The sequence below is a fragment of the Lawsonibacter celer genome (assembly GCF_014281125.1).
GTDB lineage: Bacteria > Bacillota > Clostridia > Oscillospirales > Oscillospiraceae > Lawsonibacter_B > Lawsonibacter_B celer.
In genome coordinates this window covers 827,198-850,927 of the sequence record NZ_JACOEA010000001.1, presented here as the reverse complement: position 1 = coordinate 850,927, position 23,730 = coordinate 827,198, and the positions used below count along the sequence as shown (strand labels likewise).

Sequence of the window (23,730 nt, the reverse complement as noted above, 5' to 3'; positions counted from 1 at the left end):
CGCGCCAAAAAACGAATCTTGACCTCTTCGCAGTGCGCTGAAGGTGAGGACGGGGGTACCGTTCCTGCTTTATTGTGCTGTGATAGTATACCAGACAGGGAGCGCCTTGTCAACAGGAATTTTTCGTTCTTGGCCGGCCGGCGCGGCGAATCCGGTTGACGGAATGAGGGGGAAGCAGGTATAATGAATTGGAAAATCCTGCGCGAAATGGATGAAAGAAAACGGAGGACGCAGAAATGAAGCGGATCATTGCACGGTTGGGGGCGCTGCTGTCGGCGGCCCTGCTGTTGGTCGGGGCGCTGCCGCCTGCAGCGCGCGCAGATACCCCTATGATGACCCCGGATTCCCTGACCATCCTGTTTACCCACGACACCCACGACCATTTTCTGCCCTCGCCCGCGGAGGGCGGAGGGGAGTACGGCGGCTATACCCGCCTGGCAACCCTGCTGAAACAGGAGCGGGCGGCGGCAGCGGCAGATACGGCCTACGGGGCGAACGGCCGGGCGGTGGTCACCCTGGATGGGGGAGATTTCTCCATGGGCTCCCTATTTCAGACCGTCTACGCGACCGAAGCCCCGGAGCTGCGCGCACTGGGGGCCATGGGATACGATGTGACCACCCTGGGCAACCATGAGTTTGACTACCGCGCCTCCGGCTTGGCGGACATGCTCAATGCCGCCGCGGCCAGCGGGGAAGTGCTGCCCGCCCTGGTGCAGGCCAACTATCAGCCCCCGCAGACCGACCAGCGCAGCTGGGACGCCTGGGAGAATTATGGCGTGACCGACTATGTGGTGCTGGAACGGCCCGGCTTCCGGGGAAAGGAGCAGGACGTCCTGCGCGTGGCGGTATTCGGCGTACTGGGGGTGGACGCCGACGAGTGCGCCCCCATGTCCGGCATGGAGTTTACCCCCATTGCCGAGGCGGCTAGGCGTGTGGTGGCGGAGATTCAGGAGCAGGCGGCGGCCGATTATATCATCTGTCTCTCCCACTCCGGCACTACGGACGGCAAGGGGGAGGACCATGAGCTGGCCAAAGCGGTGGACGGCATCGACGTGATTGTCTCCGGCCACACCCACTCCACCACGGAGGAGCCCATCCGCGTCAACGACACCCTCATCGTCTCCTGCGGGGAGTACACCCAGAACCTGGGGGTGCTCACCATTGGCCGTAGCGGGTCGGACGGGGCCGTGACCTGTGAGGAGTACCGCCTTGTACCGGTGGACGAGACGGTGCCGGACGACCCGGAGATGGCCGCCATGGCGGCGCGGTTCAAGAAGGAAGTGGACACGTCCTATCTGGCCGGCTACGGTCTGAGCTTCGACCAGGTGCTGGCGCAGAGCCCATTCGATTTTACGCCCATCGGCCAGTTTGCGCAGACCCAGGAGGAGGACCCTCTGGGCAGCCTGATCGCCGACAGCTATATTTACGCGGTGCAGCAGGCCGAAGGGGAGGACTATGTGCCGGTGGATTTCGCCGTGGTGGCCTCAGGCGTGATCCGGGCGTCCTTTGCCAAAGGGGACATTTCCACCTCGGACGCCTTCAACGTCTCCTCACTGGGGTCCGGCGGGGACGGCACGCCGGGCTACCCCCTGGTGTCGGTCTGGCTGACCGGAAGGGAGCTGAAGGACGCCTTTGAGGTGGACGCCTCTGTCACCCCGCTGATGCCCGCCGCCCAACTGTACCCGGCGGGCATGACCTGGAGCTACAACCCCAACCGGATGATTTTCAATAAGGTGACCAGCTGCGCTCAGGTGCTCCCGGACGGTTCTGTGCTCCCGCTGGAGGACGACAGGCTCTATCGGGTGGTGACCGGCCTTTACTCCGGGCAGATGCTGGGCGCGGTGAACGCCAAATCCTTCGGCATCCTCTCCATCACGCCCAAGGATGCCCAGGGCCTCGAGATTGACGACTACGAGGCGCACATCATACACAATGCCAATGGCAGCGAAGTCAAGGAGTGGTATGCTCTGGCCTCTTATCTTCAGTCCATGGGCACTGTGGACAGCCGATATGCCGCGTCGGAAGGGCGGAAGGTGTCCGCACCCTCCTGGAATCCGGTGGAGCTGCTGAAGCATCCCAATTGGATTACGCTGCTGGTGCTGCTCGTGGCTCTGGCGGTCATTGTCCTGGTGGTGTTCCTGGCGTATCGGATTGCCACCCGGGGCCGGCGGACGAGATACTGCGGGAAGCGCAGGGGTTCAGGCTACCGCCCCTACCGGGGCTGAGGCGCCGGGTGCGCAGCCGCGGAATACAGACAAGGAAACGGGGGATGCCGCAGCATCCCCCGTTTCCTTGTCAACCCTTCCCCTTTGGCTTGAAGATCAGGGCGACCAGGTATCCAAAGAAGATGGCGGCAGTGATGCCACCAGCGGCGGCGGTGACCCCGCCGGTGAGCGCACCCAGAGCCCCCTGTTCCTCCACGGCCTTGGACACGCCCTTGGCCAGCAGATAGCCGAAGCCGGTCAGGGGGACCGTGGCCCCGGCGCCGCCCCATTCCACAATATATTTGTAGAGGCCCAGCCCACCCAGAATCACCCCGGAGACCACATAGATGACCAGAATTTTCGCCGGGGTAAGCGAGGTTTTATCAATCAGAACCTGTCCGATGAGGCACAGAATACCGCCGCACAGGAAGGCTCTGGCATATTCCCAGAAAACGTCCATATCCGCTCCTCCTTATTTGTTCACAGAAATGCTGACCGCGTGGCAGATGCAGGGGATGCTCTCCCCCTGCTGGGACGAGGTGGGGGAGAGCAGAGCGCCGGTGCCGCAGAAGAGAATGTTCTTCCAGCGGCCGGCGCGCATGCCGTTGAGCAGATACCCGGTGAGCACCACGGCGGAGCAGCCGCAGCCGGAGCCGCCGCAGTGCACGTCTTGGGCCTCCAGGTCGTAGATCAGCATGCCGCAGTCGGCAAAATGGTTCAGCTCTATGCCGTCCTTCCGGAACAGGTCGGAGACGATCTCGTAGCCCAGTTTTCCCAGGTCGCCGGTGACGATCAGTTCATAGTCGGAGGGCCTGCGGCCTGTGTCCTGAAAATGGGCCTTGATGGTCTCGTAGGCGGCCGGGGCCATGGCGGCACCCATGTTGTTGGCGTCCTTGATGCCCTTGTCCACAATTTTGCCCGTGGTCACATGGGTTATATAGGGGCCGTCCCCCTCCCGAGCCAGGATCACACAGCCGGAGCCGGTCACGGTCCACTGGGCGGTGGGGGTGCGCTGAGAGCCGTATTCCAGAGGGGTGCGGTACTGCCGCTCGGCGGAGCAGAAGTGGGAAGAGGTCATGGCGGCCGCCCACTCGCCGAAGCCGCCGTCCAGCATCATGGCGGCCAGGGAGAGGGATTCCGCCATGGTGGAGCACGCCCCGTACAGACCATAAAAGGGGATGTCCTGCCCGCGGACGGCAAAGCCCGTGCCGATGCACTGGTTTAAAAGGTCTCCGGCAAAGATATAGTCCATGGCGGAGGCGGGCTGCTTGGCCTTGTCCAGGGCGGAGGAGAGAGCCAGCTTCTGCATGGCGCTCTCCGCCTTCTCCCAGCTCTTTTCTCCAAAGGTATCATCCTGTTCGATCAGGTCAAAGCTGGAGGCGAGGGGACCGTCCCCCTCCTTTTTGCCAACCACGTTGGCATGGCCGGCGATAGAGGGCGGCGTAGCAAGGGCCACCGTCTGCCGCCCCAATTTTTTTGTGGTCATAGGGATTACCTCTCTTTGCGAAAAGAATCGGCCTTAGTATTCACCAAAAGAGAGGAAATATCCGCTTACATTTTGGAACGAATGTACTGGTCAAGCGGCCGAAAAAGAGGTATAATATCTCTTACTCATTTTTTGACGAGAGAGGGAGGATGAACCCCTTGAAAGAACCCATGCGTACCCTGGCCTATGTCTGTCCCGCCTGCCGCCAGCCCGTGATCGTGGAGCGCAGCGCCTTTCAGCTCGCCGCTTCGGCCAGCCGACTGCCCTGCCCCTGCGGGAAATCTGCTCTGCGGGTGGAGCCGGACGGGACCCACGCCCGGCTGTGCGTGCCCTGCCTGGCCTGCGGCCGGGATCACACTGTGGCCTGCTCGGCCCGCGCCCTGCTGGAGGAAAAGGTGCTGGCGTTTTCCTGCGCAGCCACGGGGCTGGACTGCTGCTACGTGGGCGAGGAGGGGCCTGTCTTTGCCGCCATGAAGCGGCTGGAGGGGGCGACGGATAAGCTGGGGCCGAAGGACGGCGAGCGGGGGGCCTTTCTGGACGAGCTGGTGATGCATGAGGTGCTCTCCGAGCTCAAGGAGATTGCCCAGCGGGACGGGATCTCCTGCACCTGCGGCTCTCACCGGTGGAAGCTGCAGGTAAATTACAGCTCCGTCGACCTGTTCTGCGCCGATTGCGGCGCGGCGATGCGCATTCCGGCGGCCACGGCGGACGATATTGACGACATCTGCTGCAAGACCAGGCTGCTCATCCGCGGCGGAGAGGGGCGCTGAGTATGGATGTGTTTTACGAGGCATCGTATCGGGTAAGCGCGGGGGCGGCGGGGCTCTACTACCAGTGCCGGCCCTCAGGCGTGCTGGAAATGCTGCAGGAGGCGGCCACACAGGCGGCCTGCGAGATCCATATTTCCGGCCCGGAGATAATGGAGCGCTGCCACGCCATCTGGATGGTGGCCCGCATGTGGTACCGTCTGGAGCGGCCGCTGATGTGGGACGAGCAGGTTACCGTGCGCACTTGGCACCGGGCGGACCGGGGCGCAGCCCTCTACCGGGATTTTGACCTGCTGGTGGACGGCGTTGCAGTGGGCGAGGCGGTGAGCACCTGGGTGCTGGCCGACGTGGAGAGCCGCCGCCTGCTGCGCATGTCCAGGCTGGCGGGGATAGAGGACACCTGGGGAGGAACCCTGTGTAAGGAAAAGACCCTCTCCAAGCTCCGGATGCCGGAGGAGATGGCGCTGGTGGAGCGCCGCCGCTTCCATTACAGCGACACGGACAGCAATGGGCATGTCAACAATGTGCGCTACGCCGACGCCATTGCCGACGCGGCCCGGCTGGAGGAGCGCCTGAAGGGACATTTTGTCTCGGAGCTCCAGGTGGGTTACCTGAAGGAGTGCCGCGCGGGGGAGGTGCTGGACCTATCCGCCGCCTGGCAGGGGGAGCGCTGCTTTGTCCATGGAGCGGACTGCGGCGGTGTAGGCCGCTTTGATGGAATGCTCGCTCTCTCTCCGCTAGAAAAGTGTTGATAATTGGGCGTATATCTTGTAGAATAAGGAAAACTCGAGGGGACTGTCCCCCAGAAAGACAAAAGGAGATATCGTATGGTCAATACCGACGTACGCCAGAAGTTCCTGAAACAGGGCCTGACCTTTGACGACGTGCTGCTGATCCCGGCGGAGAGCGACGTGCTTCCGGCGGACGTGGATCTGCACACCCGGCTGACAAAAAAGATCACCCTGAACATTCCGGTCATGAGCTCCGCCATGGATACGGTTACCGAGTCCCGCATGGCCATCGCCATTGCCCGTGAGGGCGGGATCGGCGTCATCCACAAGAACATGTCCATCGGCCAGCAGGCGGAGCAGGTGGACATGGTCAAGCGCAGTGAGAACGGCGTGATCACCAATCCCTTTTTCCTGGCCCCGGGCCATACCCTGGCCGAGGCGGACGAGCTGATGGCCAAGTACCGCATCTCCGGCGTGCCCATCTGTGACAACGGAAAGCTCATCGGCATCATTACCAACCGGGACATGAAGTTTGAAACCGATATGAGCAAGCTGATTGACAATGTGATGACCAAGGAGAATCTGGTCACCGCGCCGGAGGGGACCACACTGGAGCAGGCCAAGGAAATCCTGCGCTGCCATAAGGTGGAGAAGCTGCCCATTGTGGATGACCAGTTCCGCCTGAAGGGTCTGATCACCATCAAGGACATTGAAAAGGCCACCGTCTACCCCAACTCCGCCCGGGATGAGAAGGGCAGGCTGCTGGTGGGCGCTGCCATCGGGGCCACCTCAGATGTGCTGGACCGGGTCTCCGCGCTGGTGGAATCCGGGGTCGACGTGCTGGTGCTGGACTCCGCCCACGGCCACAGCCATAACGTGATCGACTGTGTCAAGCGTATCAAGGCGCTCTACCCCGACGTGCAGCTGATCGCCGGAAACGTGGCCACGGCCGAGGGCACTCGAGCGCTCATCGAGGCGGGGGCCGACTGTGTGAAAGTGGGCATCGGCCCCGGCTCCATCTGCACCACCCGAGTGGTGGCCGGCATTGGCGTGCCCCAGATTACCGCTGTATACGACGCAGCTCGGGTGGCAGCCGAATACGGCGTGCCGGTGATCTCCGACGGCGGCATCAAATTCTCCGGCGATATTCCCAAGGCCCTGGCCGCGGGGGCCAGCGTGGTCATGCTGGGCTCCCTGCTGGCCGGCTGTGAGGAGTCGCCCGGTGATACCGAGGTCTACCAGGGCCGCCAGTTCAAGGTCTACCGGGGCATGGGCTCCCTGGGCGCCATGTCCAAGGGCTCCCGGGACCGGTATTTTCAGGACAACAACAAAAAGCTGGTGCCCGAGGGCGTGGAGGGCCGTGTGCCCTACAAGGGGCCCACGGGAGACACGATCTATCAGCTGATGGGCGGCCTGCGCTCCGGCATGGGCTATACTGGCTGCCGCAGCATTGAGGAGTTGCATGCAAAGGCCCAGTTTATGCAGATTACCTCCGCCGGCCTGAAGGAGAGCCATCCCCACGACATCTATATCACCAAAGAAGCGCCCAACTATACCCTGAATCCGCAGTAAGCGAAAGCGGAATGCTGACCGCGCCGGAGAACCGGCGCGGTCTTTTCTTGCAGTGGAAAACATGCTATAATAAAACAAAACTGTTGGAAGGGGGGAGCGCAATGCTGAAGCTGCTGCTGGGCCGGGCCGGTACGGGGAAGACCACCGCGCTGCTGCGCGCTGTGGCGGAGAGCGGCGGGGCGCGGCCCCAGCTGCTCATCGTGCCGGAGCAGCACTCCCACGACGCGGAGCGCCGTCTGTGCCGTTTGGGGGGCGATTCAGTCTCCCTGTACGCCGAAGTGCTCTCCTTTACCCGGCTGGCCAGCCGGGTGTTCGCCGTCTCCGGGGGGCTGGCGGCCCCCACGCTTGATCCTGGGGGGCGCCTGCTGCTGCTGACCGCGGCGCGAAAGGCCGTGGCCCCTAAGCTGAAGGTCTACCAGCGGCCCTCCCGCAAGCCCGCCTTTCTCTCCGGCCTGGCGGCCACGGTGGACGAGCTGAAGAGCTGCGGCATCACCCCGGAGCACCTGTGGACCGCCGGGGAGGCGTCCGGAGGAGCGGAGGGGGACAAGCTGACGGACCTGTCCCTGATCTACGGTGCCTATGAGGCCCTGACCGCCCGCCAGGGGGCCGACCCCCGGGACAGGCTCACCCGCCTGGCCGCCGCCCTGGAAGAGACCCGCTGGGCCGCCGGGCAGGACATTTACATCGACGGCTTCACCGATTTCACTCCCCAGGAGCGGGAGGTCATCCGCCGCCTGCTCGCCCAGGCCCACAGCGTCACCGTGGCCCTCACCTGCGACCGGCTGGAGGAGGACGAGGGGGGCGCGGGCGTCTTTTCTCCCGCCCGCCGCACCGCGCGGCAGCTGATCCGCCTGGCCCGGGAGGAGGGGGTTCCCCAGGAAATTCAGGTGCGCACGCAGCAGGCTGCCCGTAAGGCGGAATCCCTTGCCTATCTGGAAGCCCACCTCTTTGACCAGCGCCCCGCCCCCTGGACTGGGGAGGCGCGGGAGCTGACCCTGTTTACCGCCCATACTCCCTATTCCGAGGTGGAGTGGGCGGCGGCGGAAATGGTCCGCCTGGCCCGGGAGGAGGGGGTGCGCTTCCGGGATATGGCCGTGTGCGCCCGGAGCATGGAGGACTACGGCGCCCTGATTGAGACCGTGTTCGCCCGCTACGGGGTGCCGGTCTTTCTCAGCCGCATGAGCGACATTCTCCAAAAGCCCGTGCTGGCCCTCATCACCGCCGCTCTGGAGACAGTGGCGGGCAATTACCAGTATGACGACCTGTTCCGCTGCCTCAAGACCGGCCTGACCGGGATCTCCCAGGAGGAGTGCGACCTGCTGGAGAATTACGCCCTGAAATGGGACCTGAAGGGGAGCCGCTGGACCCAGAAGGGACCGTGGACCATGCACCCCAGGGGGTACGGACTGCCTTTCACGGACGGCGACCGCGCTCTGCTGGAGCGGCTGGACGGCGTCCGCCGCCGGGCGGTGGCCCCCCTGGAGGCCCTGCGGAAAAATCGGGACCGCACCGGGCGCGGACAGGCGGTTGCCCTTTACAGTTTTTTGGAAACCATCGGCCTTGCCCAGCGCCTGAGCGAGCGCACCCAGGCCCTGTTGGAGCGGGGCCAGGCCGCCCTGGCGGAGGAATACGCCCAGCTCTGGGATATTCTCTGCAACGCTCTGGAGCAGTGCGCGGCCATTCTGGGGGACACGCCCATGGAGCTGGACGAGTTTGCCGGGCTCTTCTCCCTGGTGCTCTCCCAGTACGACGTGGGCTCCATTCCCGTCTCCCTGGACCGGGCCACCGCCGGGGAGATGCCCCGTCTGGCCCACAAAGGGTGTAAAGTGCTTTTCCTGCTGGGCGCGGATGACGGGGCCATCCCCCAGGCCGCCCCCTCGCCGGGACTTCTGAACGACGACGACCGCAGCCTGTTGGCCTCCTACGGGTTGGAGCCCGCCCCACGTTTGTCGGATAAGCTCTACCGGGAGATGACCATTGTTTACGAGACCTGCGCCCTGCCCCGGGCGCGTCTCTATGTCAGCTATGCCGCTGCCGGGGCGGAGGGGGAGGAGCGCCGCCCCTCCTTCCTCTGGCACAAGTTGCGCGCGCTGTTCCCCAGGGCGGGCCGGGTGCAGGAGGACGCGCTGGACGGCTCCTTCCGCCTGGCAGCCCCCCGGCCCGCGCTGGAGCTGGCAGGCCGTTTTCCCGGGGTGGGGGAGGCCCTCTCCGAACTGCCCGGGTACGCCCCCCTGGTGGAGCGGATGCGCCGGGCCGCCCGCATGGAGCGGGGCCGGCTCAGCCGTCCGGCGGTGGACGAGCTGTACGGCAGCCGTGTGCCTATGTCCGCCTCCCGTATGGATCGCTACAAGTCCTGCCACTTCTCCTATTTCATGCAGTACGGCCTGAGGGCAGAGCCCCGCAGGCCCGCCGGCTTCCAGGCCCCGGAGTACGGCACCTTTGTCCACTACGTGCTGGAGCATGTGCTGCGGGGCGCAAAGGAGCGGGGCGGAGTCAAAGCCCTGGAGGAGGGGGAGCTGCATGCCCTGGCGAAGCAGGCGGTGGACCGCTATGTGGCCGAGGAGCTGGGCGGTCTGGAGCACGAGACGCCCCGCTTCCAGTATCTCTTCCGCCGGCTTTTGAAGTCGGTCTACCTGGTGGTGGACAACGTGGCCGAGGAGCTGGCCGCCTCGGAGTTTCAGCCCATCTCCTTCGAGCTGGGCTTCGGCGCCAGAGGCGACCTGCCCCCGGTGGAGCTGAACGTGGACGGGGTGACCGTCAGCATTTCCGGCTTTGTGGACCGGGTGGACGGCTGGGAGAAGGACGGGCGGCTCTACCTCCGGGTGGTGGACTACAAGACCGGCCGCAAGAGCTTCGACCTGACTGACATCTGGAACGGCATGGGTCTGCAGATGCTCCTCTACCTCTTCACCCTGGAGGGGGAGGGGAAAGCCCTTTACGGAAGGGAGATCGTGCCCGCGGGGGTGCTCTACCTGCCCGCACGGGACGCAGTGGTGGCGGGCAGCCGCTCCATGACCGAGGCCGAGCGGCAGAAGAAGGTGGACGCCCAGCTCAGGCGCAAGGGCCTGGTACTGGATGATCCGGAGGTGCTGGAGGCCATGGAGCGCCCGGGGGAGGAGGGCGTGCGCTTCCTGCCCGTGCGGGTGAACCGCGCCGGGGCCGTCACCGGGGAAGCCCTGGTGTCCGCCGAGCGGCTGGGGAAGCTGCAAAGGCATATTTCCCGGGTGCTAAGGGACATCGCCGGGGAGCTGGCGGCGGGGAACATCGCCGCCGACCCCTTCTGGCGTGGGCCGGAGCACAACGCCTGCCAGTGGTGCGAGTACGCCGAGGCCTGCCACTTTGAGGAGGGCCGGGGCGGGGATCGGCGGCGCTACCTGCCCCCGGTCAAGGGCGAGGCGTTTTGGCAGGCGGTTGAAAAAGAAGCTGATGGGTGAACTGGGCCCCCAGCCGCAGGCCGGCGCAGAAGGCCCCATCATATTCCAGCATGGACAGCTTGTTCAGCTCGGACCAGAACGCCTCCAGATCGGAAAAGGAAAGAGCCGTCTCCAGGCGGCTCATGTGGGGCTCAAGCGACCGGAGGGAGATTGTCCGATGAGTGTTAGAGAGAAGTGAGAAAGCGAGGTGAGCGCGCATGCCGTTTCCATTGACCTGTGAGCAGCAGGCCGCGGTGGACAGCCGGGGCGGCGGGCTGCTGGTGTCCGCGGCTGCGGGCTCGGGCAAGACCCGGGTGCTGGTGGAGCGGCTTCTGGCCCGGGTGGAGGGCGAGGGGATCGACATTGACCGCTTCCTGGTCATCACCTACACCAAGGCCGCCGCCGCCGAGCTGCGGGGCCGCATTGTGGAGGAGCTCTCCGCCCGGCTGGCGGAGCACCCCGGGGACGGGCATCTGCGCCGCCAGACCACCCTGGTCTACAAGGCGCAGATCTCCACCATACACTCCTTCTGCGCCCAGCTGCTGCGGGAGTGCGGCCACCTGCTGGACGTGAACCCAGATTTCCGCCTGTGCGACGAGGGGGAGGCGGGGGTGCTCATGCTCCGCGCCCTCAACGACGTAATGGATGCCCGCTATGAGGGCCTGGCCCCGGAGAGCGACTTTGCCCAGCTGGTGGACGCCATGTCCGCCGGGCGGGACGATTCCCGGCTGATGCAGATCGTGCTGGACGTCCGGGGGAGGGTGCAGGCCCACCCGGACCCGGCGGCCTGGCTGGACGGGCAGGAGCGGGTCTTTGACCTGGAGGGCGTGGAGGACGCGGGGGAAACCCCCTGGGGCCGCCTGCTGCTGGAGGACGCCCGACGCCAGGGGGAGTACTGGCTGGGCCGCATGGCCCGCGCTCTGGAGCTGTGTGCCCTGGACGGGGCGGTGGACGCCAATTACGGCGGCACCATTTCCGCCACCATCGACGGCCTGCGGGCCTTTCTGGCCGGGACAAGAACCGGCTGGGACGAGGCGGCGGCCGCCCTGCCCATCCCCTTCCCCCGGGCGGGGAGCAAAAAGGGGACCCAGGCCCCGGAGCTGGCCGAGCAGGTGAAGGCCATCCGGGCCGCCTGCAAAAAGCGCATGGACAAGCTGGCCGAGTGGTTTACCGATTCCAGCGCCGACCTGCTGGCTGACCTGCGGGCGGTGCACCCGGCGGTGCGGGGGCTTTTTGCCCTGGTGAAGGACTTTGAGGCGGCCTATGCCGCGGAAAAGGAGCGCCGGGGCCTGCTGGACTTTGCCGACCTGGAGCATCTGGCGGTGAAGCTGTTGACGGGTCCGGACGGGGCTCCCACTCCCCTGGCCGACCAGTGGGGGGCGCGCTACGAGGAGATCATGGTGGACGAGTATCAGGACACCAACCAGGTGCAGAACGCCATCTTCTCCGCCCTCTCCCGGGGCGGACGCAACCTGTTCCTGGTGGGGGACGTGAAGCAGTCCATCTACCGCTTCCGCCTGGCCGACCCCACCATTTTCCTTACGAAATACCGCGCCTTCAAGCCCTCCGCCGAGGCGGCGGAGGGGGAGGAGCGGCGGGTGGTCCTCTCCCGGAACTTTCGCTCCCGGCCGGAGGTGCTGGCGGGGGTCAACTACCTGTTCTACAACATAATGTCAACGGAATTCGGCGAAATGGACTACACCCCGGAGGAGGCCCTCTACCCCGGCGCGCCCGTTCCGGAGGACGGGCGCTGCGCGGTGGAGCTGGATGCCCTGGACTGCTCCGCCGGGGAGGACGGGGAGAGCGAGGACGGCACGGGCAAGCCCGCCCGGGACCTTCTGGAGGCCCGCTTTGCCGCCCGCCGCATCCGGACCCTGTTGGACGATGGCTTCTCCGTCTCGGACGGGGCGGGGGGGCGGCGGCCCGCCCGGGCGGCCGACGTGGTGATCCTGCTGCGTTCCCCGGGCACGGTGCTCCACCACTACGCCCGCGCCCTGGGGGAGCTGGATCTTCCCTGGGAGGCGGACGGCGGCGGGGACTTCTTTGCCGCCACCGAGGTGAACGTGGCCCTCTCCTTGCTAGAGGTGGCGGACAACCCCCGGCAGGACGTGCCCCTCATCTCGGTGCTGCGCTCCCCGGTGTACGGCTTTTCCGCCGACCGGCTGGCCCAGATCCGCGCCGGTTCCCCGGGGACGGACTTCTACGACGCGCTGTGTGCCGACCCGGGGGAGGACAGCCGGGCCTTCCTGGCCGAGCTGGCCGAGCTGCGCTTTGAGGCGGGGGACCGGGGCAGCCATGAGCTGATCTGGCGCATCTACGACCGCACCAACCTGCTGGGGATCTTTGGTGCCATGGACGAGGGGGAGGCCCGCCAGTCCAACCTGCTGGCTCTGGCGGAGCTGGCACGCCGCTTTGAGGGGGCGGGGCACAAGGGGCTCTTCGGCTTTCTGTCCTACCTGACCCGCCTGCGGGCCAACGGGGCCAACCTGGCCCTGCCCGCCCCCGGCCGGGAGGGGGGCGGTGTGCGCATTATGAGCATCCACCGCTCCAAGGGCCTGGAATTTCCGGTGGTCCTGCTGTGCGGCCTGGCCCGCAGGCTCAACCGGGAGGATATGAACCGGCCCATCCTCTTCCACCCCCAGCTGGGGGTGGGGCCCAAGCGGCTGGACGCGGAGCGGGGGGTGGAATACCCCACCCTGGCCCGGCGGGCGGTGGCCCGCCAGCTGGAGCGGGAGATGATGGCAGAGGAGCTGCGGCTGTTGTATGTGGCCATGACCCGGGCCAAGGAGAAGCTGATTCTGTCCTGCGCCCTCACCCGGGGTGGGGAGGACCTGGCCAAGCTGGCCCCGGACGCGTCCTGCCCGGTGGACCCCCAGGTGCTGCTGGGCTGTCAGAGCGTGGGGCAGTGGGTGCTGCTGCCCGCTATTTGCCGCCCGGAGGCGCAGGCCCTCCGCTCCGCGGCCGGGGCGGAGGTGGAGCAGAACGGAACGGACCTAGGCCCGGCGTGGGACGTGCGATTTGTGGACGCGGCCCCCTTTGCACGGCCGCCGGAGCGGCGGGAGCGGACAATGGGAGAGACGGCCCGGCGGCCGGAGGAGACGGCCGGCCTAGCCGGGCGGCTGGGGTGGCGCTATCCTCACCAGGGGGACGTGGACCTGCCCTCCAAGCTCACCGCCACTCAGCTCAAGGGCCGCGCCTTGGACGGTGAGGTGGAGGAGGAGAGCGTCCGTCCGCCGCGGCCCATGACTTTCCGCCGGCCCCGCTTTGCCGCCGAGGAATTGGGCCTTACCCCCGCGGAGCGGGGCACGGCTCTGCACCTGGTGATGCAGTACATCGACTTTGCACGCACAGACAGCGTGGAGCAGATCTCTGGGGAGATCGCCCGCCTGGTGGAGGGGCAGTTCATTACCCCCCAGCAGGGGGCGGCGGTTCGCCCGGAGCGGATCGCCGCCTTCTTTGCATCGTCCTTGGGGCGGGAGTTGAAGGGAGCACCTACCCTGCGGCGGGAGTTCAAATTTTCCCTGCTGGTCCGCGCGGCGGACTATGACCCCCGGGCCGGAGAGGGGGAGCAGGTGCTGCTGCAGGGGGTGGTGGACTGCTATTTTGAGACTCCGGAGGGCCTTGCGGTGGTGGACTTCAAGACCGACCGGGTGACGGAGCGCACTGTTCAGGCCCGGGCGGAGGCCTACCGCCCCCAGCTGGAGGCGTACAGCCGCGCCCTGGAGGCCATGACCGGCCGGCCGGTCATACGCCGGGCGCTCTGGTTCTTTGCCCTGGATCGGGCGGTGGAGCAGTAGGAAAGAAAAAGAAAAAAAGACTTGCATTTTCCCCTGGGACGTGCTATCATATCATAGCGTTTATAAGGCGTGGAGGTTTGCTGCGCCGCCTTACCCAGAACGAGAAAGAGGTGAACACACATGAAGGAAGGCATCCATCCCAACTACGAACAGACGACCATCAAATGTGCCTGTGGTAACGTGATCGAAACCGGGTCTACCAAGAAGGACATTCGCGTCGAAGTCTGCTCCAAGTGTCACCCCTTCTTCACCGGGAAGCAGAAGATGGTGGATACTGGCGGACGTGTCAGCCGCTTCAACAAGAAGTTCGGCCTGGACCAGAAGTAAGTTGGTATTGAGAGAGCCTGTACCGGTTTTGGTACGGGCTCTTTTTCTCATTCGCGGCATATACTAGACGAAGAACAGAAAGGGAGGACGCTCTATGCTGACCAAAATCGACCCGAAAACCATCCAGGACAACGTTTTTTCCACCATCGGCAGCGACTGGCTGCTCATCACCGCGGGCACAAAGGAGCGCTGCAACACCATGACCGCCAGCTGGGGCGGGCTGGGCGTGCTGTGGGGTAGAAATGTGGCTACCGTCTATATCCGCCCCCAGCGCTATACCTATGAATTTGTGGAGCAGAGCGACTGCTTTACCATCAGCGTGTTTGACGAGTCCTGGCGGGACGCCCTCAACCTGTGCGGCACCAAGAGCGGCAGGGACGTGGACAAGATTAAGGAGTGCGGTTTTACTGTGGTTGAGGGCGAAGGCGGCGCGCCCTATTTTGAGCAGGCCCGCCTGGTGCTGGTGTGCCGCAAGCTCTACTGGCAGGATATGGACCCGGACCACTTCCTGGATCTGGAGATCGACAGCCGCTTTTACGCCCAGAAGGATTACCACCGCGTCTATGTGGGCGAGATTGTGGAGGCCTATAAGAGAGGATAGTCTATGACAGATACCCATACGAAAGAAAACATCAACCGGGCGGTGCTGGTGGGTCTGAACGCCCACAGCCTCCCCCGGGAGGACTGCGCTACGGACAGCTCCATGGAGGAGCTGGAGGCCCTGCTGGAGACCGCCGGCGGGGTATGCGTGGGCAGCGTGCTCCAGAACAAGGATACCCCGGACCCGCGTACCTTCATCGGCGAGGGCAAGACCGCTGAGGTCAAGGAGCTGGTTCAGAACGCTGGGGCGGATATGGTAATCTTCGACAATGCCCTCTCCCCCTCCCAGCAGCGGGCCCTGACCGAGGACCTGGGCGTGCCGGTCATCGACCGCTCCGCCCTGATCCTGGACATCTTTGCCCAGCGGGCTCAGACCAAGGAGGGCCGCCTCCAGGTGGAGCTGGCCCAATACCAGTACCTGCTGCCCCGGCTGATCGGCATGTGGAAGCACCTGGAGCGGCAGGAGGGCGCCATCGGCACCCGCGGCCCGGGCGAGACCCAGCTGGAGAGCGACCGGCGGCACATCCGCCGCAAGATCTCCAAGCTTCAGGAGGAGCTGGAGCAGGTACGCCGGGTGCGGGCCACCCAGCGCCTGCGCCGGGAGAAGAACGAGGTGCCAGTGGTGGCCATTGTGGGCTATACCAACGCGGGCAAATCCACCCTGCTCAACCGGCTCACGGGCGCGGACATCCCGGCAAACAACCGCCTGTTCGACACCCTGGACACCACCACCCGCACCCTGGAGATCTCTGACACCTGCACGGTACTCCTCTCCGATACGGTGGGCTTTATCCGCAAGCTGCCCCACCACTTGGTGGAGGCCTTCAAGGCCACCTTGGAGGAGCTGGAGTACGCCGATTTGCTGCTCCACGTCATTGACGCTTCCAACCTGGAGTGGCGGAGCCAGGTGGAAATTGTGGAGCAGCTCATTCAGGAGCTGGGGGCGGGGAAAACGCCCCGCATCGACGTGTTCAACAAGTGCGACCTGTACACCGGCGACATTGTGCCCCACGGGCCGGAGATCGTCTCCGTCTCTGCACGGACCGGCCAGGGAATGGACGCCCTGCTGTCCATGATCGGGGACCGGCTGGACGCCGGTGCCCACCGGGTGGTGCTGCGCCTGCCCTACGACCAGGGGGGGCTGCTGGATCTGCTCCACCGCCAGGCCAAGGTGGAGCAGGTGGAATATGGGGAGGCCATTGAGGTCACGGCGGTCTGTACCCCGGTCCAGCTGGGGCGGCTGAAGGAGTATATCGTCTCCGGCTGGACGCCCCCGAAGCACCCCTGGGAGGACTGAGATGGAGTTTGAACTCAGACCCTGGCGGGCGGAGGATGCCGAAGGCCTGGAGCAGTACGCAGACAATGAACACATCGCCCGGAACCTTCGGGATATTTTTCCCTCTCCCTATGGACGGAAGGACGCGCAGGCGTATGTGGAGAGCTGCCTCCGGGGAGACGAGCGCCGCCAGCTCTGCCGGGCGATTGTGGTGGACGGCCGCGCGGTGGGGAGCGTCGGAGTGTTCCGGGGCGGAGATGTATACCGCTGCAGCGGGGAGCTGGGCTACTGGCTGGCGGAGGAGCATTGGGGTCGGGGTATTATGACCGCCGCTGTGGGCCGGCTGTGCCGGGAGGCCTTTCAGCGCTGGGACATTGCGCGTATTTTTGCCGAGCCCTTCGCCTGGAACACCGGCTCCCGCCGGGTGCTGGAGAAGGCGGGCTTCACGCTGGAGGGCGTGATGCGTCAGGGCGCATACAAGAATGGAGCGCTCTGCGACTACTGCATGTACGCCCTGCTGCGGAAGGAGTGTGTGGGATGAGCGAATATTACGTTCCTACCGGCCCGGCCCAGGCCGAGCTGGTGGAGAAGCGCTCCCGTTTTATCGGCCAGGTGTTTGCGGCGGAGGACGAGGCCCAGGCGCGGGCCTGTATCGAGGCGGTGAAAAAGAAGCACTACGACGCCCGCCACAACTGCTGGTGCTATCGCCTGCACGGCGGTGCGGAGCGCTATTCTGACGATGGGGAGCCCCAGGGCACTGCGGGTCAACCCATGCTCAGCGTGTTCCAGCGGGAGGGAGTGGAGAACGTGTGCTGCGTGGTGACCCGTTACTTCGGCGGGGTGCTGCTGGGGGCCGGCGGCTTGGTTCGGGCCTACACCCAGGCCGCCAAGGACGCGCTGGACGCGGCGGGAATCTCCGTGGTGCGCCCCTGGCTCCAGACAGCGATCCCCTGCCCCTATTCGTTCTTTGAGCGGGTCCGGCTGGAGGTGGAGGCCTGCGGCGGCGTGCTGGGGGAGACGGAGTACGCCGACCAGGTCACCGTGCATGCACTTCTTCCAACTGACAGGGTGGAACACTTTACAGTAAAAATCACAGAATTGACCGCCGGAGGCGTGGTCCCCCTTGTGGAAGAAGAGGTATTCCGGGCGGCCCCCCTGAAATAAATATGAACAAACCGTTAATCTTCGGAAAAGAAGAAGGGTTTTCGTCAAAAAAGGTGTATATAGTAAATAAGAAGCAAATGGGAGGTGGAACTCCTTGTCAGAGACGATTCGGGAGGAACAGGAGATGCTGGAGCTGCGGAACCTGTCCCCCTTTGCCTGCCCGGCGGCGCGCTCCCAAGGGCGCAGGGTACCGCTGGAGGATTGCCCCACCCGTACGTGCTTCCAGCGGGATATTGACCGGATTGTCCACTCCAAGGCCTTCCGGCGGCTCAAGCACAAGACCCAGGTCTTTCTGGAGCCGGAGGGGGACCACTACCGCACCCGCATGACCCATACCATCGAGGTGGCCCGGATTGCCCGCACTATCGCCCGGAGCCTCCGGCTCAATGAGGATCTGACCGAGGCCGCAGCCTATGGCCACGATTTGGGCCACACTCCCTTCGGCCACGCTGGGGAGCGGGTGCTGGACGAGATCATGCCCGGCGGCTTCCGCCACAATGAGCAGTCTCTTCGGGTGGTGGACTGCCTGGAACAGGACGGCGAGGGGCTCAATCTGACCTATGAGGTGCGCCGGGGCATCCTCTGCCACACCGGACCGGATCAGGCGGAGACGCTGGAGGGACGTATTCTTCGCCTGGCGGATAAGATTGCCTACATCAACCATGACATTGACGACGCCATCCGGGGCAAAATCATTTACCCTATGGACATTCCCCTGAGCGTGTCCCAGGTGTTGGGCTTTACCCATTCCGAGCGAATCAACACCTTGACGGTAGATATCATCCGCTCCAGCGCCGGGAAAAACGAGATCCTTCAGTCCCCCGCGTGTGCCCGGGCCATGCATGAGCTGCGGGAGTTCATGTTTGAATTTGTCTACCGCAACCCGGTGGCCAAGGGGGAGGAGGGCAAGGCACAGGATATGCTCCGGCGGCTGTTTGAGTATTATGCGGCCGACCCGGACAAGCTTCCTCCGGAATTTCAGACCATCCGGATCCGGGAGGGTGTGGAGCGCGCCGTCTGCGACTACATCTCCGGCATGACGGACAAATATGCGGTGGAGCAGTTCGGCGAAGCCTTCATCCCCAAGGCGTGGGGCGTAAAATAGCCGTATAGTTCCGTAAAATTACGGCAAGGATAAGAAAAAAGCGGGAAAGGGGGACAATTATGGCCATTCCGGAACTATTCATTGACGAATTGGTGGCCCGCAGTGAGATTTCCGACGTGGTGTCCTCCTATGTGTCCCTCAAGCGGAAGGGGGGCAATTTGTGGGGACTCTGCCCGTTCCACAACGAAAAGACCCCTTCCTTTTCCGTCTCGCCGGAGAGGCAGATTTACCACTGCTTCGGCTGCGGCAAGGGGGGCGGGGTGATCTCCTTTATTATGGAGATGGAAAACCTCTCTTTCCCGGACGCGGTGCGGCTGCTGGCCAAGCGGGCCGGAATGGAGGTCCCAGAGGGGGACACGGACGATCAGGCGCGGAAAAAGAAGGCCCGGGCCCTGGCGGCCAACCGGGACGCCGCCCGTTTCTACCATGAATACCTGAAGAGTCCCGGCGGCGCGCGGGTGCGGGAATACATCGCCCAGCGGCAGCTGACTCCCCGCACGGCCACCCGGTTCGGCCTGGGGGCCGCCCCGGACCAGTGGGATGGCCTGACCAAGGCACTCACCGCCAAGGGGTACAGTAAAATGGAGCTCATCGACGCCGGACTTACCGTAGCGGGGAAGAATGGGGGCGTGTACGATAAATTCCGCGCCCGGCTCATGCTTCCGGTGATTGATGTGCGGGGGGACGTGGTGGGCTTTACCAGCCGCATCCTCCCCGGCGAGGAGGGGGCCAAGTACCTCAACACGCCGGAGACCGCGCTCTTTAAAAAGGGGCGGCTCATCTACGCCCTCAATTTTGCCAAGAACACCAAGCGCCCCAATTTGGTGCTGGTGGAGGGCAATATTGATGTGATCACCCTGCACCAGGCCGGGTTTGATAATGTGGTGGCCACCATGGGCACCGCGCTTACGGAGGAGCACGCCCGCATCCTGGCCCGCTACACCAAGGAGCTGGTGCTCTGCTATGACAATGACCCGGCGGGAAAAAAATCCACCGACCGGGTGCTCAATATTCTGAAAAACGCCGACCTGAACGTGCGGGTGCTCCAGCTGCCCAACGCCTATGACGGCGAGGGGAAGCCCGTCAAGCAGGATCCGGACGATTTTGTCAAAAAATTCGGCCCTGCCGTCTTTGAGAAATGCCTCAACAGCAGCGCGGGCAAGAACGACTACCGGCTGGAGGTCCTGATCGGGAATCACAACCTGGACGAGGAGGAGGGTCGCATGGCCTTCCTAAAAGAGGCAGTGGAAGCGGTGGCCGCCCTGCCAAGCCCAATCGAGCGGGAGATCTATGGCAACAAGGCCGCGGCGGCGGCCGGGATCTCCGGCGCGGCCTTCGCGCAGGAAGTGGAGCGCTGGCGGAAAAACCGGACCTGGCAGGCGAAAAAGAAACAGCAGCGCCGGGATCTGACGCCGGCGGTGCAGCTTCAGCCAAAGGAACGGGAGCTGCGCTACACCAATATCCGCTCCGCCCGGGCGGAGGAAGGGGTGCTCCGCCTGCTGCTTTTGGAGCCCGCGCTGTTTCCGGAGACGGAGCGGCTGGATGAGGGGCAGTTCTCCTCGCCGGTGCTGGGAAAGATTTTTTCCCTGCTGCGGCAGCGGCACAGGGAGGGGCGCAGCACGCAGCTGGCCGCTCTGGCCGGCGTGCTGACCGGCGCGGAGATGAGCCATCTTGCCTCTGTGCTGGACCAGCCGGAGGACTTGTCCAACGGCCGGAAGGCCATGAAGGACTACATAGAGACCATTGAGACCGAGGCCCTCAAGCGGGTGGGACCTGAAGGAACGGACCCGCTGCTGGCGGCGCGTGAGAAATACAGAGAGAAGAAAAGCTATGGAGGATGACCACACATGAGTGAAAAGATGACCGCCGAGAAGAGGGAGTTTATCCTGACTCTGGAGGATCAGAAAAAAAACCAGATCACCAATGAAGAGAAGATGGAACAGGGCAAGATCGAGATCATGAAGGTGGTCGAAGGCGTCCAGGGTGCGGAAAAACTGTCCGAGCTGATCGAGCGGGGCAAGAAAAAAGGCAAGTTATCCTCCAGTGAGCTGATGGACGTACTGGAGAACCTGGACTTGGAAAGCGAGCAGATGGACAAAATCTACGATACCCTGGAGAACCTGGGGATTGATACCGTGGGAGAGGACTATCTGCCCGAGCTGCCCGACGACGCGGTCCCGCCTGTGGAGGAGATCGAGGAGATCCCGGAAGAGGAGATTGTGGACCCCAACACCCTGGTGGACTCCTTCGGTATCGACGACCCGGTGCGCATGTATCTGAAGGAGATCGGCAAGGTCAACCTGCTCACCCCGGAGGAGGAGATCGAGCTGGCCCAGGACATGGGCGCGGGAGACGCCGCCAAGGAGCAGCTGGAAGAGGCCGAACGCGCCCGAAAGGCGGGGGAGCCTGCCGTTCTCTCCGCCGAGGACGAGAAGGAGCTCAAGCGCCTGGTGGCCAAGGGAGAAGCGGCCAAGCAGCGCCTGGCCGAGGCCAACCTGCGCCTGGTGGTGTCTATTGCCAAGCGGTATGTGGGCCGCGGGATGCTGTTCCTGGACCTGATCCAGGAGGGCAACCTGGGGCTGATCAAGGCCGTGGAAAAATTCGACTACACCAAGGGCTATAAATTTTCCACCTACGCCACCTGGTGGATCCGCCAGGCCATCACCCGGGCCATCGCCGACCAGGCCCGCACCATCCGCATCCCGGTGCATATGGTGGAGACGATCAACAAGGTCATCCGGGTCTCCCGTCAGCTGCTCCAGGAGCTGGGCCATGACCCCTCGCCTGAGGAGATCGCGGAGGAGATGTCCATGCCCGTGGACAAGGTGCGGGAGATTTTGAAAATCGCCCAGGAGCCGGTCAGCTTGGAGACCCCCATCGGCGAGGAGGAGGACTCCCACCTGGGGGATTTCATCCCGGACGAGGACGCCTCCGAGCCCTCCGAGGCCGCCAGCTTTGCCCTTTTGAAGGAACAGCTGGTGGATGTGCTGGGCACCCTCACCCCCCGGGAGGAGAAGGTGCTCAAGCTGCGCTTCGGCATTGAGGACGGCCGCACCCGCACACTGGAAGAGGTGGGCAAGGAGTTCAACGTCACCCGTGAGCGCATCCGCCAGATCGAGGCCAAGGCCCTGCGGAAACTAAGGCATCCCTCCAGGAGCAAAAAACTCAAAGACTTCCTGAACTAAAGCAGCGGCAGCCGGCTGCCGCTCATAGGGGCGCAGTTTCCAGGGGGTGCCCTCTTGCGCCCCAAAGCGCAAAACGTTTTATTAAAAAAACAAAACAGGCAAGGCGCTGCTTTTGGCAGCGCCTTGTCTGTTTTCATGGTGACTCAGGGGCTGACCACCCAGTCGTCCGGCGCGTGGACCGGTTGCCCCGCCTCGGGGTAGTACATGCGGCAGTCCAGGCCGAGCAGCTGGAGGCATTCCCGGATCAGAAGCAGGTTCTCCCCCTCCTGAAGCGGCGGAATCGACAGGGTAATGGGCTCGTCGTCCAGCCGCGCGGCGGTCTCATTGGGGGTGAGACACAGGGTATGATCCAGGTAGCGGATCACAAAGCGCTCATCCTCCTGTTCCAGTGAAGCGCCCAGTCGGCGGAAGGCGTCCTGAGCGGAGAAATAGAAATGTTCGCCGCGCTCCACAAAGGGGGTCAGGAAGGGCCGCAGAGTCTCCGAAATTTCAGCGGGGACGGCGCGGTCCGGCTCCAGGAAGGAGTACTCCATGCCGTTGAGCAGCACGCCTGCCACCTCCTGTGGGTCCAACAGGGTGCGGAAGGTCGCCCAATAGCGGTAGCGGATGGAGCCGTCCTCGGTTGGAATATGGGAGCTGTTCAGCCAGAGGGGAGCGCCGTTCCACTGGGAGAGGGTTTTCAGGGAGCCGTCCACCATCCGGAAGCAGAACTCCACGATGCGGTCGCCACGGACAGGCGCGGCAAATTCCACCTCCAGCTCGATCCCGGTGGGGTTGAGGGTGCAGGAGCGGATGACATGTTCCCGGCCGTCGTCCAAGGGGACGGCCGACTGCACGGAGCGGCCCACCAGGGCGGTCTCCAGAGGCAGGGTGAGACCACTGCCCTCCGGCGCGCCCACCAGGGACAGCCGGAGGGTGTTGGGCGCGCCCACGCCCTCTAGGCGCAGACTGAAGCGGCGCACGGACGCCTCGGCCTGTTCGCTGGTAAAGGAGAAGGAGATGGTGGAGGAGTCGGTCTGCTCCGCCTCCAGGTGAAGAATGGAAAGGGGCATAAAGCGCGTTTCCATCAGGGCCGCTTGGGCCTCCTCGTTCAGCGCCTCAATGGACAGGCCCAGGACGGTGCTGTGGGAATCGGAGAGCACACTGTCCACATGGACGCGGTAGGAGTCGTTCTCCAGCGTTTCATCCACAGCCTGGACCGCAGACTCCAGGGGCGCGGTGTCTCCGTCAAAATACTCCAACGCGGTGTGATAGTGGTAGACCACCGCCAGGGCGGTCCCGGCCAGGGCGGCCAATACGGCGGCCAGCACCAGGGCCATGCGGAATTTTTTCCTCATAGGGGTTCTCCTTTCTGAGGGGACGGCCTCCAGGGCGGCATGGACCCGCTGACGGATGTGGTCCGGGTCCACCGCCGGGCAGGGGCCGGCGGTGGGGTAGATCTCCGCCCAGAGTTGTTCCAGATGCTGTTTCATGCTTCTTCCCCTCCTTCGGTCAACTGCTGTTTCAAGCGCTTGCGGCCCCGGTGGAGCCTGGTCTTAGCCGTGGCTTGGTTTAGCCCCAGCGCCCGGGCCACATCCTTGAGCCGTTCCCCCTCATAGTAGTGTCGGAGAAAGAGGGTGCGGTCGGGTTCCTCCAGGGATTCCACTGCGGCGAGCAGCCGGGCGGCCCGCTCCCGTTGTAGGGACTGCTCCTCGGGGCCGGGGCGGGTGTCTACGTCGGCTTCGCACAGGGGGAGGGTGGGGGAGCACGCCCGCAGGCGGTCAATGGCCCGGTTTTTGGCCACCGCTCCCAGCCAGGTGCGCACCCGGGACGGTTCGACCTCCGCCGCGTGCCGCCACAGGGCCAGAAACACGTCGGCTACCACCTCCTCCAAATCCTCCCGGGTGGCGGGGGAGGCGGCCAGTACCCGCCAGGCCACGGCGCTGACATAGGGGGTAAAGCGTGTCACGGCCTGGTCCAGGGCCGCCCGGCTCCCCTTTGCCAGCCGCCGGGCCAGCGCCTCGTCCGTCATACCTGCCGCCTCCTTTCAGAACTAGTTCTTTCTGGTAATACGGAAGCTGGGAAAAAAGGTTTCAGCGGAAAAAGAAAAAGCCGTCCGCCCCC

The 23,730-nt window shown here is 64.5% G+C and carries 19 protein-coding genes; 14 read left to right on the top strand and 5 right to left on the bottom strand.

Annotated features, from left to right (window positions below):
* Window positions 1-236 precede the first annotated feature (236 nt).
* Window positions 237-2,225 (top strand): bifunctional metallophosphatase/5'-nucleotidase, encoded by a 1,989-nt coding sequence (locus H9Q75_RS04095; protein ID WP_186564847.1) that lies wholly within the window; start codon window positions 237-239, stop codon window positions 2,223-2,225.
* 70 nt (window positions 2,226-2,295) lie between these two features.
* Here H9Q75_RS04095 and spoVAE read toward each other — a convergent pair whose 3' ends face one another.
* Window positions 2,296-2,664 (bottom strand): stage V sporulation protein AE, encoded by a 369-nt coding sequence (gene spoVAE / locus H9Q75_RS04090; protein WP_186564846.1) that lies wholly within the window; start codon window positions 2,662-2,664, stop codon window positions 2,296-2,298.
* A 12-nt stretch (window positions 2,665-2,676) separates the two neighbouring features.
* Window positions 2,677-3,690 (bottom strand): stage V sporulation protein AD, encoded by a 1,014-nt coding sequence (gene spoVAD / locus H9Q75_RS04085; protein WP_186564845.1) that lies wholly within the window; start codon window positions 3,688-3,690, stop codon window positions 2,677-2,679.
* Between the two features lie 149 nt (window positions 3,691-3,839).
* Here spoVAD and H9Q75_RS04080 point away from each other — a divergent pair, with 149 nt between their 5' ends.
* The 4 genes from H9Q75_RS04080 to H9Q75_RS04065 all read left to right on the top strand — a co-directional run bounded on the left by H9Q75_RS04080 (window position 3,840) and on the right by H9Q75_RS04065 (window position 10,194).
* Window positions 3,840-4,460, top strand: coding sequence for a hypothetical protein (locus tag H9Q75_RS04080; RefSeq protein ID WP_186564844.1), 621 nt, complete (start codon window positions 3,840-3,842; stop codon window positions 4,458-4,460).
* A 2-nt stretch (window positions 4,461-4,462) separates the two neighbouring features.
* A complete protein-coding gene (locus tag H9Q75_RS04075) occupies window positions 4,463-5,209 on the top strand; it encodes an acyl-[acyl-carrier-protein] thioesterase (protein ID WP_186564843.1) in 747 nt (248 codons plus the stop codon).
* A 75-nt stretch (window positions 5,210-5,284) separates the two neighbouring features.
* Window positions 5,285-6,760, top strand: coding sequence for an IMP dehydrogenase (guaB, locus tag H9Q75_RS04070; protein WP_186564842.1), 1,476 nt, complete (start codon window positions 5,285-5,287; stop codon window positions 6,758-6,760).
* 101 nt (window positions 6,761-6,861) lie between these two features.
* Window positions 6,862-10,194, top strand: a complete 3,333-nt coding sequence (locus tag H9Q75_RS04065) for a PD-(D/E)XK nuclease family protein (protein WP_186564841.1) — start codon at window positions 6,862-6,864, stop codon at window positions 10,192-10,194.
* On the opposite strand, the gene H9Q75_RS04060 is transcribed toward H9Q75_RS04065, so the two are convergent.
* Window positions 10,145-10,318, bottom strand: a complete 174-nt coding sequence (locus H9Q75_RS04060) for a hypothetical protein (RefSeq protein WP_186564840.1) — start codon at window positions 10,316-10,318, stop codon at window positions 10,145-10,147. The two genes, H9Q75_RS04065 and H9Q75_RS04060, sit on opposite strands and share 50 nt — an antisense overlap.
* 73 nt (window positions 10,319-10,391) lie before the next feature.
* Here H9Q75_RS04060 and addA point away from each other — a divergent pair, with 73 nt between their 5' ends.
* The 9 genes from addA to rpoD all read left to right on the top strand — a co-directional run bounded on the left by addA (window position 10,392) and on the right by rpoD (window position 21,627).
* The gene (gene addA / locus H9Q75_RS04055; RefSeq protein ID WP_186564839.1) at window positions 10,392-13,970 is read left to right on the top strand and encodes a helicase-exonuclease AddAB subunit AddA; all 3,579 of its coding nucleotides are present in this window, start codon (window positions 10,392-10,394) and stop codon (window positions 13,968-13,970) included.
* 120 nt (window positions 13,971-14,090) lie between these two features.
* On the top strand, window positions 14,091-14,297 hold the full coding sequence (rpmE, locus tag H9Q75_RS04050) for a 50S ribosomal protein L31 (protein ID WP_186564838.1): 207 nt from the start codon (window positions 14,091-14,093) through the stop codon (window positions 14,295-14,297).
* A gap of 94 nt (window positions 14,298-14,391) precedes the next feature.
* Window positions 14,392-14,898, top strand: a complete 507-nt coding sequence (locus H9Q75_RS04045) for a flavin reductase family protein (protein WP_186564837.1) — start codon at window positions 14,392-14,394, stop codon at window positions 14,896-14,898.
* Between the two features lie 3 nt (window positions 14,899-14,901).
* On the top strand, window positions 14,902-16,194 hold the full coding sequence (gene hflX / locus H9Q75_RS04040; protein ID WP_186564836.1) for a GTPase HflX: 1,293 nt from the start codon (window positions 14,902-14,904) through the stop codon (window positions 16,192-16,194).
* A gap of 1 nt (window position 16,195) precedes the next feature.
* A complete protein-coding gene (locus H9Q75_RS04035) occupies window positions 16,196-16,714 on the top strand; it encodes a GNAT family N-acetyltransferase (protein ID WP_186564835.1) in 519 nt (172 codons plus the stop codon).
* Window positions 16,711-17,337 carry an IMPACT family protein gene (locus H9Q75_RS04030; protein ID WP_186564834.1) on the top strand — a complete coding sequence of 209 codons (627 nt, stop codon included), beginning with the start codon at window positions 16,711-16,713 and terminating at the stop codon, window positions 17,335-17,337. Before H9Q75_RS04035 ends, H9Q75_RS04030 begins: the two co-directional genes overlap by 4 nt.
* A 94-nt stretch (window positions 17,338-17,431) precedes the next feature.
* Window positions 17,432-18,442, top strand: coding sequence for a deoxyguanosinetriphosphate triphosphohydrolase (locus H9Q75_RS04025; protein ID WP_279287628.1), 1,011 nt, complete (start codon window positions 17,432-17,434; stop codon window positions 18,440-18,442).
* Between the two features lie 59 nt (window positions 18,443-18,501).
* Window positions 18,502-20,283 carry a DNA primase gene (dnaG, locus tag H9Q75_RS04020; RefSeq protein WP_186564833.1) on the top strand — a complete coding sequence of 594 codons (1,782 nt, stop codon included), beginning with the start codon at window positions 18,502-18,504 and terminating at the stop codon, window positions 20,281-20,283.
* Between the two features lie 6 nt (window positions 20,284-20,289).
* Window positions 20,290-21,627 (top strand): RNA polymerase sigma factor RpoD, encoded by a 1,338-nt coding sequence (gene rpoD, locus H9Q75_RS04015; protein ID WP_423788626.1) that lies wholly within the window; start codon window positions 20,290-20,292, stop codon window positions 21,625-21,627.
* Between the two features lie 143 nt (window positions 21,628-21,770).
* Here the strand turns inward: rpoD and H9Q75_RS04010 are convergent, their stop codons facing one another.
* Complete coding sequence (locus H9Q75_RS04010; protein WP_186564832.1) at window positions 21,771-23,099, bottom strand: hypothetical protein; 1,329 nt, start codon at window positions 23,097-23,099, stop codon at window positions 21,771-21,773.
* The gene (locus H9Q75_RS04005) at window positions 23,096-23,638 is read right to left on the bottom strand and encodes an RNA polymerase sigma factor (RefSeq protein ID WP_186564831.1); all 543 of its coding nucleotides are present in this window, start codon (window positions 23,636-23,638) and stop codon (window positions 23,096-23,098) included. The genes H9Q75_RS04010 and H9Q75_RS04005 overlap by 4 nt, the downstream gene beginning before the upstream one ends.
* Between the last annotated feature and the right edge of the window lie 92 nt (window positions 23,639-23,730).